Origin of the sequence: Limimaricola sp. G21655-S1 (assembly GCF_027213785.1) — a bacterium.
Lineage (GTDB): Bacteria > Pseudomonadota > Alphaproteobacteria > Rhodobacterales > Rhodobacteraceae > Limimaricola.
In genome coordinates this window covers 60322-75563 of sequence record NZ_JAPWGO010000010.1, presented here as the reverse complement: position 1 = coordinate 75563, position 15242 = coordinate 60322, and the positions used below count along the sequence as shown (strand labels likewise).

The following is a 15242-nucleotide window of genomic DNA, read 5'->3' as shown; positions in this document are numbered from 1 at the left end:
TAGGCCCTATGGCCGGGGGAATCCACCCGCTCGCGTGGAAATGGCCCCGCCCCTGCCCTATACCTTGAGGCAACAGACGGAGCCCGCCAATGACCGAACGGACCAGCAACCCCACCGCCGCCATGCTCGTCATCGGCGACGAGATCCTTTCGGGGCGGACCCGCGACAGCAACATGAACCATCTCGCGCGCGAACTGACGCTGCGCGGCATCGACCTGCGCGAGGCGCGGGTGATCTCTGACGACCACGACGCCATCGTCGCGGCGGTGCGCGAGTTGTCGGCCGCGCATGACCACCTGTTCACCTCGGGCGGCATCGGCCCGACCCATGACGACATCACCGCCGAGGCGGTGGCCGCGGCGATGCAGACGCCGATCGGCGTGCGCGACGACGCCCGCGCGATCCTCGCCGCGCATTACGAGGCCCGTGGGGTCGAACTGAACGCCGCCCGGCTGCGCATGGCGCGCATTCCCGACGGCGCCACGCTGATCGACAACCCGGTCAGCGCCGCGCCGGGATTCTCGCTGCGCAACGTTCATGTCATGGCGGGCGTGCCGCGCATCTTCGAGGCGATGCTGGCCGGGATCCTGCCGACGATTCCCGGCGGCCGTCCGGTGCTGTCGCAATCCCTGCGCGTCGAGCGCGGCGAGGGCGACGTGGCCGAGCCGCTCTCCGAGCTTGCCCGCGCGCATCCGACGCTGGCCATCGGCTCCTACCCGTTCACCGAGAACGGGGTCTCCGGCACCAATGTCGTGATCCGGGGCGGCGACGGCGCCGAGATCGAGGCGGCACTGGTGCAGCTCTCCGGCTGGCTCGAAGCGTGACGCCGCAGGCGGGCTTCGCGACGCTCGCCGCAACATGGCCCGCCGCGGCCACGCGCGATCTCGGGCCGATGCGGCTGCGCGACGGCGCGGGCGGCGGCAGCCGGGTTTCGGCCACGACGCCGGAAGGGCCCTGGCAACCCGCCGACGTCATTGCCGCCGAGACGGCGATGCGCGCGGCCGGTCGCGCGCCGCTCTTCATGCTGCGCCAAGGCGAGGACGATCTCGACGCGGTGCTGGACGCGCGCGGATACGGGATCGTCGATCCGACCCTGATCCTTGCCGCGCCACTGGACATGCTCGAGACAGGCAGCCCCCGCGCCGTCTGGCCGCCGCGCCCCGAGCAACTCGCGATCTGGGAGGCTGGCGGCATCGGCCCGTCGCGCATCGCCGTGATGCAACGGGTGGCGGCGCCCAAGACGGTGCTGTGGGCCGCGCAGGCCTGCGCCTTTGTCGCCTGCCATGAACGCCACGCGATGCTGCACGCGCTCGAGGTCGCGGCACCGGCGCGGCGGCGTGGCGCGGGACGGGCGCTGATGGCGATGGCGGCGGGCTGGGCCCGCGCCGCCGGCGCGCAGAGCCTCTGCCTCGCGGTGACCCGTGCCAACGCCCCCGCCCGTGCCCTCTATGCCGGTCTCGGCTATGCGGAACTGACCGGCTATCACTACCGTCGCGCCGCCGCATGAGGCGGATGCTGCCACTGGCCCTGCTCTGGCCCGGCCTCGCCTTGGCGCAGCCGCCGGAACTGCCGCTTCCCGACGGCGCGGTCCGAACGGCCGGGATCCTGCGCGAGGCCGATGCCTATGCCCTGCCAACCGGTCCCGCCCGCGACGGGCCGCCCCCTGCCATGCAGTTGCAGGGAGACGTGCGGATAGAGGCGTGGCGCATCGCGGATGCTCCCGATCCGGCTCGAATCATCGCGCCGATCCGCGCGGCGCTGGAGCGCGCGGGCTTCGAGATCCTGCTCGACTGCGCGGCGGAGGACTGCGGCGGCTTCGATTTCCGCTATGGGACCGAGGTGCTGCCGCCGCCGGAGATGCATGTCGACCTCGGCGCGTTCCGGGCCCTCTCGGCCCGGCGCGACGAGCCCGCAGGCGCGGTCGCCGTGAGCGCGCTGGCGAGCCGCGCCGGCCCCTCCGCATTCCTGCAACTCGCCACGGTCACGCCCGGTGGCGAGGCCATGCCCGTCACCGCTCCGGCCGCCACGCGCCCGGACATTCCGGCGCCCGATGGCTTGCCCGGCGCACTTATGCGCGACGGGCACGTCGTGCTGGACGGCATCGACTTCGCCCCCGGCAGCGCCGAGCTGCGCGTGGCCGAAATCCCGGCGCTCGACGCCCTGGCCGCGTGGCTTGCCGCCGATCCGTCGCGCCGCCTCGTGCTGGTGGGCCATACCGACATGACCGGTCCGCTCGACGCCAATATCGCGCTGTCGCGGCGACGGGCCGAGGCGGTGCGGCGCAGACTCACCGAGGCCGGCATCGCGCCCGCCCGGCTCGATGCCCACGGGGCGGGCTGGCTCGCCCCGCGCGCGCCCAACACCACGGCGGAGGGCCGCGCCGCCAATCGCCGGGTCGAGGCGGTGGTCCCGGGGGGTTGAATTCGCGGCGCAACGGTCTTCCATGGATCATGGTTGGAGGACAGGCATGCCCGGACATTCGCACCAGCATCATGGCGGTCACGGCCACCATCACCACCATATCGACCCGGAGGCCGGCGACTGGCGGGTCGGCGGCGCGATCGCGGTCAACCTCGCGCTGACGCTGGCGCAGATCGTGGGCGGTCTCGTATCCGGCAGCCTCGCGCTGATCGCCGACGCGCTGCACAACCTCTCGGACGCGGTCTCGCTCGGCATCGCCCTTGCGGCCCGCCGCATCGCCCGGCGTCCCGCGGATGCGGAGATGACCTTCGGCTATGGCCGGGCCGAGGTGGTGGCGGCGCTGGTCAACTACACCACGCTCATCCTGATCGGGCTCTATCTCGGCTACGAGGCGATCGCGCGCATCTTCGCCCCCGAGCCGGTCATCGGCTGGATCATGATCTGGGTCGCCGGGCTGGCGCTGGTTGTCGATCTCGTCACCGCCGCCCTGACCTACGCGATGTCCAGGGACAGCGTGAACATCCGCGCCGCCTTCGCGCACAACCTCGCCGATGCGCTGGGCTCGGTCGCGGTGATCGTGGCGGGCGTCGCGGTGCTGGTCTTCGGCTGGGTCTGGGTCGATCCGGCGGTGACGCTGGCGATCGCCGGCTACATCCTGTGGATGTCGCTGGGGCAGATCGGCGGCGTGATCCGCATCCTGATGCTCGGCGCGCCGCCTGATCTCGACACGGCGGCCGTGCTCGACCACCTGCGCGGCATCGACGGCGTCGCCTCGGTCCACCACGTGCATCTGTGGCAGATGCAGGAGAACACGCCCGCGCTCGATGCGCATGTCGCGGTGCCGCAAGGGCGCTGGGGCGAAGCCGACGCGATCAAGGCGCGGGTGAAGCGCGCCCTGGGGGAACGCTACGGCATCGGCCATGTGACGCTGGAGATGGAATGCGCGGCGCATGCCTGCGATGGCGCCTGCGCGATCGGCCACGGATGAAAAAATGCGACCCCCGAAGGGGTCGCAAGGTCGAAAGCGGGATGCAGGTCCGCTTTCGGGGCTACCAGGTGTCGGGACCCTTCTCGGCGAAGGCCTCGACCAGGAAATCGATGAAGGCGCGGACCTTGGGCTGGGTGAAGCGACCCGGCGGGTAGACCGCGTAGATGCCCTGCGTCTCGGTCGGCAGGTCCGGGATCGCCTCTTCCACGAGACCCTTTCGCAGCGCGTCCGCGTAGAGGAAGGACGGCAGATAGGCGATGCCGAGCCCGCCAATGCAGGCATTGAGCAGCGATTGCCCGTCATTGACGGTGAGCCAGCCCGCAGTGCGCACCTGCCGCTTTTCCCCGGAGGGGGCGGTGAGCTTCCACACCGCGCCATTGGCGGCGTTCGAGTAATGGAGCAGCTTGTGCTCGTTCAGGTCGTCGATCCGCGCGGGGCGGCCATATCGCTCGAAATAGGCGGGGGAGGCGATCATCTTCTTGGAGGTCTCGGTAAGCTTGCGGGCGCGCAGCGTGCTGTCCTCCAGCTCGCCGATCCGCACCGCCATGTCGAAACCCTCGGAGATCAGCTCCACGAAGCGGTTGTTGAGAACCATGTTGACGGTGATGTCGGGAAATTCCTGAAGGAAATCGCCGAGCACCGGGCTCAGGTGATTGACCCCGAAATCGGTGGCCACCGAGATCCGCAGCAGGCCCGAGGGCGCGGATTGCATCGAGGTGACCAGCGCGTCGGCCTCGCCCGCGTCGTTGAGCACACGCCGGGCGCGGTCGTAATAGGCCAGGCCGATCTCGGTCGGAGAGACGCGTCGCGTGGTGCGGTTCAAGAGCCGCGCGCCCAGCCGCGCCTCGAGCGAGGAGACATGCTTGGACACCGCGGACTTGGAGATGCCCATCTTGCGTGCCGCATCGGTGAACCCGCCTTGGTCCACCACGGTGGCGAAGGCCTCCATCTCGGTCAGCCTGTCCATGGCCGTTCTCCACGCTGTTCGTTTCGGTCGGCCTCATGGATGAGGGAGGATTCGGGCATGAATTGGTCCGCGCCCTGACAATATAGCGGTTTGGGCGCGACCGATGCGCAGGCGGAAACAGCTAGAGCGTGGCGGCGAGCCGCGTGCCCTGATCGATCGCGCGCTTGGCATCGAGCTCGGCCGCGACATCCGCGCCGCCGATCAGATGCGCCTCCACCCCACTGTCGCGCAGGGCTTCGGCCAGCCTCCGCTCGCTCTCCTGACCCGCGCAGAGCACGATGGTGTCGGCCTCGATCAGCCGCGGCCCCTCGGGGGTGGTGACATGCAGCCCCTGCGCATCGATCCGCTCGTAGCTCACGCCGCCCAGCATCTCGACGGCGCGCATCTGCAGGCCCGCGCGATGCACCCAGCCGGTGGTCTTGCCGAGCCGCTTGCCCAGCTTCTCGGCCTTGCGCTGCAGCAGCGTCACCTTGCGGATCGCCGGGTCGGGGCGCGGCCCCTCGGGGGCGAGGCCGCCGCGCGCGACCGAGGGATCGGCCACGCCCCATTCGGCGCGCCAGGCGGGCGGGTCGATGGTGGTGCTGTGCCCGGTCACCAGATACTCGGCCACGTCGAAGCCGATGCCGCCCGCGCCGACCACGGCGACTCGCGGCCCCGCCTGCACCCGCCCCGACAGCAGGTCGACATAGGAGATCACCTTGTCCCTCTCCTGCCCGGGGATGCCCGGATCACGCGGTCGCACGCCGGTGGCGACGATCACCGCGTCGAAGTCAGCCAGTTCCTCGGCACTCGGCGCGTGGCCGAGGCGCAGATCGACCGCGCTGGCGGCCACTTCCGTCTCGAACCAGTCGATCAGGCCGCGGAACTCCTCCTTGCCGGGTATCGCGGCGGCGTAATGCAGCTGGCCGCCGATCCGCTCCGCCCTGTCGAACAGCGTCACCGCGTGCCCCCGCTCGGTCGCGGCCAGCGCCGCCGAGAGGCCCGCCGGCCCGGCGCCGACCACCGCGATGCGGCGCGGGGTCGTGACCGGCTCCAGCACCAGCTCGGTCTCGTGGCAGGCGCGCGGATTGACGAGGCAGGACGACAGCTTGCCCGAGAAGGTGTGATCGAGACAGGCCTGATTGCAGGCGATGCAGGGCGCGATGCGCGCGGCATCGCCCCGCGCCGCCTTGGCGACGAAATCCGGATCGGCGAGGAAGGGGCGCGCCATGGAAATCATGTCGGCCTGGCTCTCGGCGAGAATCGTCTCGGCCACCTCGGGCGTGTTGATCCGGTTCGAGGCGATGACCGGCACCGCGACCTCCGCGCGCAGCTTCGCGGTCAGATGCGCGAAGGCGGCGCGCGGCACGGAGGTCACGATGGTTGGCACCCGCGCCTCGTGCCAGCCGATGCCGGTGTTGAGCACGTCGGCACCCGCCTCGATCACGGCATCGGCCAGAGCCACGATCTCGGACCAGTCCTGCCCCTCCGGCACCAGATCGATCAGCGAGATGCGGTAAATCAGCAGTTTTTCGGGGCCCAGCGCGGCGCGGACCCGGCGCACCACCTCGACCGGCAGGCGCATCCGGTTCTCGAGACTGCCGCCCCAGCGATCCTCGCGGCGATTGGTGCGCGGCGCGAGGAACTGGTTGAGGAAATAGCCCTCCGAGCCCATCACCTCGACCCCGTCATAGCCCGCCTCGACCGAGCGGGCGGCGGCGGTGGCTATGTCGGCGATCTGCTTCTCGATCCCCGCCTCGTCGAGCGCGTTGGGGGTAAAGGCGCTGATCGGGGCCCGGATCGCCGACGGCGCGACGCAGTGCTTGGAATAGGCATAACGGCCCGCATGCAGGATCTGCATGGCGATGCGCCCCCCCGCCTCGTGAACCGCACCGGTGACCCGGGCGTGGTTCGCGATGTCCTCTTCGCTAAAGAGCCCGGCCGCGCCGGGATAGACGCCGCCCTCGCGGTTGGGCGCCATGCCGCCCGTCACCATCAGCCCCGCGCCACCACGGGCGCGGGCCGCGTAGAAGGCCGCGACTCGGTCCCAGTCGCCGGTCTCCTCGAGCCCGGTATGCATGGAGCCCATCATCACCCGGTTGGGCAGGCGGAGCGGCCCGAGGTCGATCGGCGATAGCAGCGTCGGATATGCGGACATGTCGGGCCTCCCTGGTGGCCGGAGATTGGCGGCGCTTGACGCGCGCGTCACCATCGACGCGGCGTCAACCTCGCGGCTCAGAGCCCGGCGCGGGGCCTGCGCGCCACCACCAGATCGCGGATCTCGATCCGCGTCGGCAGCGGTGCCTCGAAAATCAGGTCGATCCAGCCCGTATCCACCCGCTCGGGCTCGATCCCGAGCGGCCAGAGATCGAACTCGGTGCCGCTCACTCCGTCCCGAGGTAAATCGCGTAGCAGCGTTTCGCTGTTGGGCCCCTGCTTCAGGTTGAGACGGGCATAGGCGCGCGGCATGTCCCGCGCTGTCCATGCGAGGTCGAGGCCCAGCAGATGGCGCCGCTCCAGCCCCGCCAGTGTGCCCTTGGGCAGGGCAATAGCAAGGCTGAGGAAACCGCCGTCGAAGCCGTCGAGACCAAGCTGCAGCGGATGCATCGCGCCGGTATCGTCCGTGCCGCGATCAAGCCAGACCTCTCCCTGCGCCGCATCGTGGAACAGCCGCACATTGCAACCGAGGTCGGTGGCGTTCGCGACCGGGTCGGTCGAACCCACCGCCCCGCCCCACGGCCCGGGCCGCCAGGCCCAATCCGCGCCGGGCTGGCGCAAAGGCGAGGCCGCCCGCGCCGCCGCCCCGAAGGGTGTGCGGATCGGACGGCCAGCTCCGGCCCGCCAAGGCAGGCCGAACCGTCTCACTGGTCCATGTAGACGTGGCTTTCGCCCTGCGCGCCGGGATGCGTCACCGCACCCTTGCGGGCCGAACCCACGAGCTGCGCGTATTTCCACAGTGCGCCGGCGGTGTAGTCGTTGGTGCGCGGGCCTTTCCACGCGCCCTTGCGCTCGGCCAGCTCGGCATCCGACAGGTCGACCGAGATCTCGCCCTTGATCGCGTCGATGGTGATCACGTCGCCGGTCCTGACCAGCGCGATCGGACCGCCATGCGCGGCCTCGGGGCCGACATGACCGACGCAGAAGCCGCGGGTCGCGCCCGAGAAGCGGCCATCGGTGATCAGCGCCACCTTCTTGCCCATGCCCTGCCCCGAGAGCGCGGCAGTGGTCGAGAGCATCTCGCGCATGCCGGGGCCGCCCGCCGGGCCCTCGTTGCGGATCACGATCACGTCGCCCTCGGCGTATTCGCGCTTGCGCACCGCCTCGAAGGCCTCTTCCTCGCATTCGAAGACGCGGGCCGGGCCGGTGAAGACCTGATCCTCTTTGGCCATGCCCGCGACCTTCACGATGGCGCCATCGGGCGCGAGGTTGCCCTTGAGGCCGACGACGCCGCCGGTCGGCGTGATCGGGCTGGCGACGGTGTGGATCACCCGGCCATCGGCCTCGCGGTCGATGCGGTCGAGTTCCTCGCCGAGAGAGCGCCCCGAGGCGGTGATGCAATCCTCGTGCAGCAGCCCCGACTTGCGCAGCTCCTTCATCACCACCGGCACGCCGCCCGCCTCGTGCAGGTCCTTGGCGACGTATTCGCCGCCCGGCCGCAGGTTCACGAAATAGGGCGTGTCGCGGAAGATGTCGCAGATGTCGAGCAGGTCGAAATCGATCCCCGCCTCATGCGCGATGGCCGGCAGGTGCAGGCCAGCATTGGTCGAACCGCCGGTGCAGGCCACCACGCGCGCCGCGTTCTCGAGGCTCTGGCGGGTGACGATGTCGCGGGCGCGGATGTTCTTCTCGATCAGGTTCATGACGGCCTGGCCGGAGAAATCGCCATACTGGTCGCGGCTCTCGTAAGGCGCGGGCGCGCCAGAGGAGTTCAGCAGCGCGAGGCCCACGGCCTCGGAGACGCAGGCCATGGTGTTGGCGGTGTATTGCCCGCCGCAGGCCCCGGCCGAGGGGCAGGCCACGCGCTCGAGGATCGCCAGCTCCGCGTCCGACATGTTGCCGGCGGCGTGCTGGCCCACCGCCTCGAACACGTCCTGCACGACGACATCCTTGCCGTTGAGCTTGCCCGGCAGGATCGAACCGCCATAGATGAACACCGACGGGACGTTCAGCCGCACCATCGCCATCATCATCCCCGGCAGCGACTTGTCGCAGCCCGCGAGGCCCACCAGCGCGTCGTAGCAATGGCCGCGCATGGTCAGCTCGACCGTGTCGGCGATCGCGTCGCGCGAGGCGAGCGAGGAGCGCATGCCCTCGTGGCCCATCGCGATGCCGTCGGTGACGGTGATGGTGGTGAACTCGCGCGGCGTGCCGCCGCCCTTCTTCACGCCCATCTTCACCGACTGCGCCTGCCGGTTCAGCGCGATGTTGCAGGGCGCGGCCTCGTTCCAGCAGGTGGCGACGCCGACCCAGGGCTGGTGGATCTCTTCTTCCGAGATGCCCATGGCATAGAAGTAGCTCCGGTGCGGGGCGCGCTCGGGCCCTTCGGTCACGTGGCGGCTGGGCAGTTTCGTCTTGTCGAAACGGGCGTTGGTCATGGGGCTGTCCCTTCCCGGAGTTGGCTGGTGGCAAGGGATAGACAGGCCCCGCCGCAACGGCAAGCCGCGATGACCCTCCCCGAGGCGGCAAGGCGGCACAATCCGCGCATTTTCCACCCGAAACCCGCAACGAAGGCCCCAGCGGCCCGCGCTTTCGGGACAGATCCGCAAACCCCCTCCCGGGCCAAGCCCTGCTTCGGTAACGCGGCAGCGGGCCGAATTGCATTCCGACGTCGCGGGGCGTATCTCCGTCTCGACCCGACGCGCCCGGAGCTGCAAGATGAACTGGATTTCCAACTACGTCCGTCCGCGGATCAACTCGATCTTCTCGCGCCGCGAGGTGCCCGAGAACCTGTGGACCAAGTGCGACGAGTGCGGGACGATGCTGTTCCACCGCGAGTTGGCGGACAATCTCAACGTCTGCACCAACTGCGAACACCATATGGCGATCACGCCACGCGACCGGTTCAAGGCGCTGTTCGACGGCGGCGTCTTCACGGAGGTGAAGGTGCCCGAGCCGATCGCCGATCCGCTCAACTTCCGCGACCAGAAGAAATATGTCGACCGGATCAAGGAAGCCCGCCGCAAGACCTCCGAGAAGGAGGCGATGCTGGTGGCCGAGGGCGAGATCGGCCGCACCAAGATCGTCGCTGCCGGTCAGGACTTCTCCTTCATGGCGGGGTCGATGGGCATGTATGTCGGCAACGCGATCATCGCGGCGGCCGAACGCGCGGTGAAGCTGAAATGCCCGCTGGTGCTCTTCTCCGCCGCCGGCGGCGCGCGCATGCAGGAGGGAATTCTCAGCCTGATGCAGATGCCGCGCACCACGGTCGCGGTGGAGATGCTCAAGGAAGCCGGGCTGCCCTATATCGTGGTGCTGACGCACCCGACCACCGGCGGCGTCACCGCCTCCTACGCGATGCTGGGCGACGTGCAGATCGCCGAGCCGAACGCGCTGATCTGCTTTGCAGGTCCGCGCGTGATCGAGCAGACGATCCGCGAGAAGCTGCCCGAGGGATTCCAGCGCGCCGAGTACCTGCTCGACCACGGCATGCTGGACCGGGTGACGGCGCGCGGCAAGCTGCGCGAGGAGCTGATCGGCATCACCCGGATGCTGATGGGGCTGGAGCCCGCCGTGATGGGCGATCTGCCCGCCCCGGCCACGCCGGAACCGGCGGCGGCCAAGGATGCCGAGGCGGCGCAGGACAAGCCGGTCGAAACCCCGGCCGCAAAGCCCGCCCCCGTCAAGAAGGCGGAGACGTCGAAGAAATGAGCGCCGCGCCCGGATCCGACGCAATCCTCGCGCGGATGATGACGCTGCACCCCAAGGTCATCGACCTGACGCTCGACCGGGTGTGGCGGCTGCTGGCGGCGCTGGACCATCCCGAGCGGCGGCTGCCCCCGGTGATCCATCTCGCCGGGACCAACGGCAAGGGCTCGACCCAGGCGATGATCCGCGCCGGGCTCGAGGCGTCGGGCGACCGCGTCCACGCCTATACCTCGCCGCATCTGGCGCGGTTTCACGAACGGATCCGACTCGCGGGCGAGCTGATCTCCGAGCCGGCGCTGACCGATCTGCTGGACCGCACCCACGCGGCGAACGGCCCCGACCCGATCACCTATTTCGAGATCACCACGGCGGCGGCGCTCCTGGCCTTTGCCGAGAACCCGGCTGAGTGGACGCTGCTCGAGACCGGCCTCGGCGGCCGCCTCGACGCGACCAACGTGGTCGAGCGTCCGGCGCTCACCGTCATCACCCCCGTCGATCTAGACCACCAGCAATATCTGGGCGAAACGCTCGAAGAGATCGCGGGCGAGAAGGCCGGCATCCTCAAGCGCGGCGTGCCCTGCGTGGTGGCCCCGCAGCACGAGGCCGCGCTCGAGGTGATCGAGGCCAAGGCCGCGCGGCTCGGCGTGCCGCTTCTGGCGCATGGCCAGCACTGGCATGTCACGACCGAGCGCGGCCGCCTGATCTACCAGGACGAGCGCGGGCTTCTGGACCTGCCGCTGCCCACCCTGCGCGGTCCGCATCAGCTGGTGAACGCAGGCACCGCCATCGCGGCGCTGCGGGCGCTGGGCCGCGACGAGGCTGTCTGCGAGGCCGCGACCCGCGCCCAGTGGCCCGCCCGGATGCAGAAGCTGGGCCGCGGCCCGCTGGTGGATCTCGCCGGGACGGCCGAGCTGTGGCTCGATGGCGGCCACAACCCGGCGGCGGGCACGATGCTGGCACGGACGCTGCGCGACCTGCCCGAGCGCGCGACGCATCTCGTCTGCGGCATGCTCAACACCAAGGATATCGCGGGCTATCTGCGCCCCTTGGCCGAGGTGGCGCAAAGCCTTCAGGCGGTCTCGATCCCCGGGGAGGTCAACACCATTCCCGCCGCCGAGACCGCCGCCGCCGCCCGCATGGCGGGTTTCGCACAGGTGGCAGAGGCCGATGACGTGGCCGCGGCGATCCGCGCCATCACCGCGCGGGAACCGGGCGCGCGCATCCTGATCTGCGGCTCGCTCTACCTGGCGGGCCACGTGTTGCGCGACAACGGATGAAGCTTTGGCCAGCGCTTCTCGCGGCGCTGGCCGCCGGACCCGCGCAGGGGGTGGAGCTGCATTTCTGCTGGCGCGGTGCCTCGGGCTACAGCATGACCGGCACCATGCGCTTTCCGGACGCCCTGTTGCAGGCAGCGCGCGTCATCGAATCCGATCTAACCCATTTCGAGATCACCGGCTGGCAAGGCGGCGTGCGAATCGGCGGCTGGAGCCTCGACGCGCTCACGCCCGAGACCACTTGGCTGCTGAGCTTCGACCCCCGCGACATGCGCTTTCCGATGCCGGGGATCGGCGTGTTCCAGGCCTGGAACGCCGATGGCGGCGTCGCGAATTGCGGCGATCCGGGCTTCGGCTTCAATGCCGGCAATGCAGGGCAGGATATCTGCGTCGACAACCGATTCGTGTCCGAATCGACGATTCCATGGTGGACGCCGCTCATCGCCTCAACCGCGCCGGTCTCGCCCGACTGCGACGCGCCGATGGTGCTGTCTATGCGCCAGCGAGAGCCAGCTTTGCCATGAATACAGGCAATTGCGCCCAAGGATGGCACAGCGAACCTGCCGATTTGCGCCAATATGCGAGCCGCGATCATCATCCCGCAAAAAGTTAACGACGTTACGAAACTACGCCCTTCGGTTGACCCGCCCCGGTCAATTCAGGATTTTGAATGCAGGGGAACGAACCGAAGATCTCGGCAGGAAAGATCGAGACTTTGGCAGGTTTACGGGCAGTGAGGAAGGGGGTCAGGGGAAACGGCCCCCTTCATACTGCATCAGACGCGCCCCCAATCCTCGCCCTGCATTTCTTCGAGCCGGCTCGCGGTGCGTTCGAATTCGAAGCTGCCCTCGCCCTCGACATAGAGATAGGCGGGCGCCGCCGCTGCCGAGGCCACGAGCCGGGTCTTCGCCTCGTAGAGCGCGTCGATCAGCGTCACGAATCGCTTCGCCTCGTTGAAGTTCGAGCGCGACAGCCGAGGGACGCCGTCGATCATCAGCATCTTCACCGCTTCGGCGAGCGCGAGGTAGTCGGCCGCGCCGAGAGGCCGGCCGCACAGCTCGTGAAATCCCGCCCGCGCGATGCCGTTGCGGTATTCCGGCACGGTCACCTCGCGCCCTGACACGCGCAGGACGAGCGGCTCGCCCCCCGGCGCGCCCGCCAGATCCGCCCAGATCGCGTCGAGCTTCGCGCGCGCGCTCGAATCATTGGGCATGATCCAGCTTTCCGAGCCCTTGAGCCGCCCCTGCCGATGATCGACGGGGCTTTCCAGTTCCAGCACCTCCATCCGCTTCTTCAACTTGTCGATGAACGGCAGGAACAGCTGGCGGTTCAGCCCGTCCTTGTAGAGGTCGTCCGGCACCCGGTTCGAGGTGGTGACGATGGTGACGCCCTGCTCGAACAGCTTCTCGAACAGTCGACCGACGATCATCGCATCGGTGATGTCGGTGATCTGCATCTCGTCGAAGGCGAGGAACCGCAGCTCGCCCGCCAGCCCCTCGGCCACCGGCGCGATGGCGTCGTCGACGCCCTGCGCGCGGGCCTTGTTCATGTCGGCGTGGACCCGCTGCATGAAGGCGTGGAAGTGCCAGCGCGCCTTGGGCAGGTCGATCTCCTCGTAGAGCAGGTCCATCAGCATCGACTTGCCGCGCCCGACCCCGCCCCAGAGGTACAGCCCCTTCACCGGCTCCGGGGGTTTGGGCTTTCGGAACCAGCCGCCGCGCTGCGGCTCGGGCTGGCGCGCGAGGTCGCGGGCCACGCGGTCGAGCGCGGGCAGCACGGCTTCTTGCGCCGGGTCGGGTTTCAGCGCGCCCTGCTCGATGCGGGCGCGGTAGGCGTCTTCGATGCTCATGGGATGGCGACATAGCTGCCGCCCGGCGCATTGCAAAGCGGCGCCGCGCGCGCGAGGGTCGCGGCCATGGAGATCCGCCCCGCCCGACCCAGCGACGCGCCCGAACTGGCCGACCTGCACGTGACCTGCTGGGCCGAAACCTATCCCGGGCTGCTGCCCGCGGAAGAGATCGCGCGCTTCGACCGCGACTTTCGGCTGCGGCAATGGCATGGGCAGATCGCCCGAGGCGGCAGCCGCATCGTGATCGCGCCGGGGGCGGGCTTCGCGCAGATCGGCCCGCAGCGCGAGGCGGCGCTCGCGGCGCGCGGCTATCCAGACGAGCTTCATGCCCTCTACATCACCCGCGCCGCGCAGGGCCGGGGCCTCGGTCGCGCACTCCTTGCCGCGGCACTCGGCCCCGCGCCGGGGCGGCTATCCGCGCTGGTGTTGGGCGGCAATGACCGCGCCAGCCGATTCTACGAGGCCACGGGCGCGCGACTGGCCGAGCGCCGGCCCGAGCGGATCGGGGCCGCGGAGATCACCGACCTGCTCTATTTGTGGGACGCCGCCCCCCGCCCCTGATCTTGGGCAACTTTGTTCCCCAAATACGCAAAACCCGGCGCTGCCGCCCGCGAAACGCCAGAGATTGACACCGCGGCGTCGGCGGCGCCTAGATCGCGCATGACACGTCAGCCGCTCTTCTCCCCCGTCCTGATCGCCGGTTGCATCATCGTGATGGCGGGCTTCGCCATCCGTGCGAGCTTCGGCGTGTTTCAGATCCCCATCGCCGAGGAGTTCGGCTGGCCGCGGGCCGAGTTTTCGCTCGCCATCGCGATCCAGAACCTTGCCTGGGGAATCGGCCAGCCGCTCTTCGCGGCGATGGCCGAGAAGGTCGGCGACCGCAAGGCGATCGTGCTGGGCGCTCTGGCCTATGCCGCCGGCCTGATCCTGTCGGCGGGCGCGACCCTGCCGATCCAGCACCAGCTTCTGGAGATCCTGGTGGGCTTCGGTATCGCCGGCACCGGCTTCGGGGTGATCCTCGCCGTGGTGGGCCGCGCCGCATCGGACGAGAATCGCTCGATGGCGCTCGCGGTGGCGACGGCGGCGGGATCGGCGGGGCAGGTATTCGGGGCGCCGATGGCCGAGATCCTGCTGGGCTACATGACCTGGCAATCGGTCTTCCTCGTCTTCGCCGGGCTGATTCTCGCCAGCTTGCTGACCCTGCCGATGATGCGCTCTCCCGCCCCCGCCTCTACGGCGGAGCTGCAGGAGAGCATGGCCCGCGTGCTGGGCCGCGCCGCGCGGGACCCTTCCTATGCGTTGATCTTCATCGGCTTCTTCTCCTGCGGCTACCAGCTGGCCTTCATCACCGCGCATTTCCCGGCCTTCGTGACCGAGATCTGCGCGCCGATCGCTGCCGGCGGCGTGCTGGCCTCGCTGGGCATCACCACGACCGCGGGCCTCGGCGCGGTGGCGATCTCGCTGATCGGGCTGGCCAACATCGCGGGCACCATCGCGGCGGGCTGGGCCGGCAAGCGCTACAGCCGCAAGTACCTGCTGGCCGGGATCTATACCGGTCGGACGCTGGCGGCGGCGTGGTTCATCCTGACGCCGATGACGCCGGCGACGGTGCTGATCTTCTCGGGCGTGATGGGCAGCCTGTGGCTCGCCACGGTGCCGCTCACCTCCGGCCTCGTCGCGCATCTCTACGGGCTGCGCTACATGGGCACGCTCTACGGCATCGTGTTCTTCAGCCACCAGCTGGGCAGCTTCTTGGGCGTCTGGCTCGGCGGGCGGATGTACGACATCTACGGCAATTACGAGGCGGTGTGGTGGGTCGGCGTCGGCGTCGGAGCGCTCTCGGCGATCGTGCACCTGCCGATCCGCGAGGCCCGGGCCCCGATCGCCGCCCCCGCCTAA

Annotated in this window: 14 protein-coding genes; 9 read left to right on the top strand and 5 right to left on the bottom strand. The window is 69.7% G+C overall.

The features are described 5' to 3' along the window. Positions 1–89: 89 nt before the first annotated feature. The 4 genes from O4G76_RS11585 to O4G76_RS11570 are packed head-to-tail and all read left to right on the top strand — an operon-like array spanning position 90 to position 3409. Positions 90–824 (top strand): molybdopterin-binding protein, encoded by a 735-nt coding sequence (locus tag O4G76_RS11585; RefSeq protein ID WP_269397472.1) that lies wholly within the window; start codon positions 90–92, stop codon positions 822–824. Beyond that, positions 821–1507 (top strand): GNAT family N-acetyltransferase, encoded by a 687-nt coding sequence (locus O4G76_RS11580; RefSeq protein ID WP_269397471.1) that lies wholly within the window; start codon positions 821–823, stop codon positions 1505–1507. The genes O4G76_RS11585 and O4G76_RS11580 overlap by 4 nt, the downstream gene beginning before the upstream one ends. After that, positions 1504–2421: an OmpA family protein gene (locus O4G76_RS11575; protein WP_269397470.1), complete on the top strand. Its 918-nt coding sequence runs from the start codon at positions 1504–1506 to the stop codon at positions 2419–2421. The genes O4G76_RS11580 and O4G76_RS11575 overlap by 4 nt, the downstream gene beginning before the upstream one ends. A 46-nt stretch (positions 2422–2467) precedes the next feature. After that, a complete protein-coding gene (locus tag O4G76_RS11570; RefSeq protein ID WP_269397469.1) occupies positions 2468–3409 on the top strand; it encodes a cation diffusion facilitator family transporter in 942 nt (313 codons plus the stop codon). Positions 3410–3470: 61 nt separating this feature from the next. Here O4G76_RS11570 and O4G76_RS11565 read toward each other — a convergent pair whose 3' ends face one another. The 4 genes from O4G76_RS11565 to ilvD form a co-directional block, all read right to left on the bottom strand. Further along, the gene (locus O4G76_RS11565) at positions 3471–4376 is read right to left on the bottom strand and encodes a LysR family transcriptional regulator (RefSeq protein ID WP_085895377.1); all 906 of its coding nucleotides are present in this window, start codon (positions 4374–4376) and stop codon (positions 3471–3473) included. A gap of 121 nt (positions 4377–4497) precedes the next feature. After that, positions 4498–6513, bottom strand: coding sequence for an NADPH-dependent 2,4-dienoyl-CoA reductase (locus O4G76_RS11560; protein ID WP_269397468.1), 2016 nt, complete (start codon positions 6511–6513; stop codon positions 4498–4500). 77 nt (positions 6514–6590) lie between these two features. Further along, positions 6591–7220, bottom strand: a complete 630-nt coding sequence (locus tag O4G76_RS11555) for a DUF6478 family protein (RefSeq protein WP_269397467.1) — start codon at positions 7218–7220, stop codon at positions 6591–6593. After that, the gene (ilvD, locus tag O4G76_RS11550; RefSeq protein ID WP_269397466.1) at positions 7217–8950 is read right to left on the bottom strand and encodes a dihydroxy-acid dehydratase; all 1734 of its coding nucleotides are present in this window, start codon (positions 8948–8950) and stop codon (positions 7217–7219) included. The genes O4G76_RS11555 and ilvD overlap by 4 nt, the downstream gene beginning before the upstream one ends. A gap of 280 nt (positions 8951–9230) precedes the next feature. Here ilvD and accD point away from each other — a divergent pair, with 280 nt between their 5' ends. The 3 genes from accD to O4G76_RS11535 are packed head-to-tail and all read left to right on the top strand — an operon-like array spanning position 9231 to position 12018. Continuing rightward, positions 9231–10223: an acetyl-CoA carboxylase, carboxyltransferase subunit beta gene (gene accD, locus O4G76_RS11545; protein ID WP_269397465.1), complete on the top strand. Its 993-nt coding sequence runs from the start codon at positions 9231–9233 to the stop codon at positions 10221–10223. Then, complete coding sequence (locus tag O4G76_RS11540; RefSeq protein WP_269397464.1) at positions 10220–11497, top strand: folylpolyglutamate synthase/dihydrofolate synthase family protein; 1278 nt, start codon at positions 10220–10222, stop codon at positions 11495–11497. The genes accD and O4G76_RS11540 overlap by 4 nt, the downstream gene beginning before the upstream one ends. Continuing rightward, positions 11494–12018 (top strand): hypothetical protein, encoded by a 525-nt coding sequence (locus O4G76_RS11535; protein WP_269397463.1) that lies wholly within the window; start codon positions 11494–11496, stop codon positions 12016–12018. Before O4G76_RS11540 ends, O4G76_RS11535 begins: the two co-directional genes overlap by 4 nt. Before the next feature lie 251 nt (positions 12019–12269). On the opposite strand, the gene zapE is transcribed toward O4G76_RS11535, so the two are convergent. Continuing rightward, positions 12270–13343 carry a cell division protein ZapE gene (zapE, locus tag O4G76_RS11530; RefSeq protein ID WP_269397462.1) on the bottom strand — a complete coding sequence of 358 codons (1074 nt, stop codon included), beginning with the start codon at positions 13341–13343 and terminating at the stop codon, positions 12270–12272. 66 nt (positions 13344–13409) lie between these two features. On the opposite strand from zapE, the gene O4G76_RS11525 reads away from it, so the two are divergent. Next, the gene (locus O4G76_RS11525) at positions 13410–13904 is read left to right on the top strand and encodes a GNAT family N-acetyltransferase (RefSeq protein ID WP_269397461.1); all 495 of its coding nucleotides are present in this window, start codon (positions 13410–13412) and stop codon (positions 13902–13904) included. A 99-nt stretch (positions 13905–14003) separates the two neighbouring features. Then, positions 14004–15242, top strand: a complete 1239-nt coding sequence (locus O4G76_RS11520) for an MFS transporter (RefSeq protein WP_269397460.1) — start codon at positions 14004–14006, stop codon at positions 15240–15242.

Excerpts from the sequence above, each read along its gene's own strand:
- O4G76_RS11585 (WP_269397472.1), top strand. The coding sequence starts at position 90 with ATGACCGAACGGACCAGCAACCCCACCGCCGCCATGCTCGTCATCGGC.
- O4G76_RS11575 (WP_269397470.1), top strand. The coding sequence starts at position 1,504 with ATGAGGCGGATGCTGCCACTGGCCCTGCTCTGGCCCGGCCTCGCCTTG.
- O4G76_RS11570 (WP_269397469.1), top strand. The coding sequence starts at position 2,468 with ATGCCCGGACATTCGCACCAGCATCATGGCGGTCACGGCCACCATCAC.
- O4G76_RS11565 (WP_085895377.1), bottom strand. The coding sequence starts at position 4,376 with ATGGACAGGCTGACCGAGATGGAGGCCTTCGCCACCGTGGTGGACCAA.
- O4G76_RS11560 (WP_269397468.1), bottom strand. The coding sequence starts at position 6,513 with ATGTCCGCATATCCGACGCTGCTATCGCCGATCGACCTCGGGCCGCTC.
- ilvD (WP_269397466.1), bottom strand. The coding sequence starts at position 8,950 with ATGACCAACGCCCGTTTCGACAAGACGAAACTGCCCAGCCGCCACGTG.
- accD (WP_269397465.1), top strand. The coding sequence starts at position 9,231 with ATGAACTGGATTTCCAACTACGTCCGTCCGCGGATCAACTCGATCTTC.
- O4G76_RS11540 (WP_269397464.1), top strand. The coding sequence starts at position 10,220 with ATGAGCGCCGCGCCCGGATCCGACGCAATCCTCGCGCGGATGATGACG.
- O4G76_RS11535 (WP_269397463.1), top strand. The coding sequence starts at position 11,494 with ATGAAGCTTTGGCCAGCGCTTCTCGCGGCGCTGGCCGCCGGACCCGCG.
- zapE (WP_269397462.1), bottom strand. The coding sequence starts at position 13,343 with ATGAGCATCGAAGACGCCTACCGCGCCCGCATCGAGCAGGGCGCGCTG.
- O4G76_RS11525 (WP_269397461.1), top strand. The coding sequence starts at position 13,410 with ATGGAGATCCGCCCCGCCCGACCCAGCGACGCGCCCGAACTGGCCGAC.
- O4G76_RS11520 (WP_269397460.1), top strand. The coding sequence starts at position 14,004 with ATGACACGTCAGCCGCTCTTCTCCCCCGTCCTGATCGCCGGTTGCATC.